Origin of the sequence: Rothia endophytica, from assembly GCF_928381505.1 — a bacterium.
GTDB classification, from domain to species: Bacteria; Actinomycetota; Actinomycetes; order Actinomycetales; family Micrococcaceae; genus Rothia; species Rothia endophytica_A.
The window spans coordinates 1-394 of record NZ_CAKMSJ010000040.1 but is presented as its reverse complement, the minus strand read 5'-3'; the positions used below and the strand labels follow the sequence as shown (position 1 = coordinate 394).

The window sequence follows — 394 nt, the reverse complement described above, 5'->3', positions numbered from 1 at the left end:
AAAAATAATTAGGTGTTACTTACGACAGCAAGTCCTAATATAAAAATTTTGTTTATAGTTAGTTGCGGTGCTGGATATTTCATGAAAAATGAAAATTCCGACCACCATTTCTTTGATATATTTTGCGAGTTACTTTGCAACGTCTCTACGCATTATTTGTGCTGCGAGGAAAATTGCAAATAGCTACTTATAATTTTCTAGCAGCCAGCACCCAGAGTTGCGCCAACGATGATTCCGACGCAGACGGGGCTGGTTGCGGGTGCGTCAGAAGCTGCATCTGAGCCCAGTTCTGCTGAGGTTGCGAAAGCAGTATGTGCATCTGCCAGTTCCATGAGGTTTACGTTCTGAGCCATAATCGGTTCTCCTTAGATAAAAATAATTAGGTGTTACTTAC

At 41.4% G+C, this 394-nt stretch carries 1 protein-coding gene; it reads right to left on the bottom strand.

Going from position 1 to position 394, the window contains the following annotated elements:
* Positions 1-197: 197 nt before the first annotated feature.
* Positions 198-353, bottom strand: coding sequence for a hypothetical protein (locus tag L6990_RS11845; RefSeq protein ID WP_237204377.1), 156 nt, complete (start codon positions 351-353; stop codon positions 198-200).
* Positions 354-394 lie beyond the last annotated feature (41 nt).

What these genes read in the sequence shown, in the direction of transcription:
- L6990_RS11845 (WP_237204377.1), bottom strand. Translation starts at nt 353, where the DNA reads ATGGCTCAGAACGTAAACCTCATGGAACTGGCAGATGCACATACTGCT.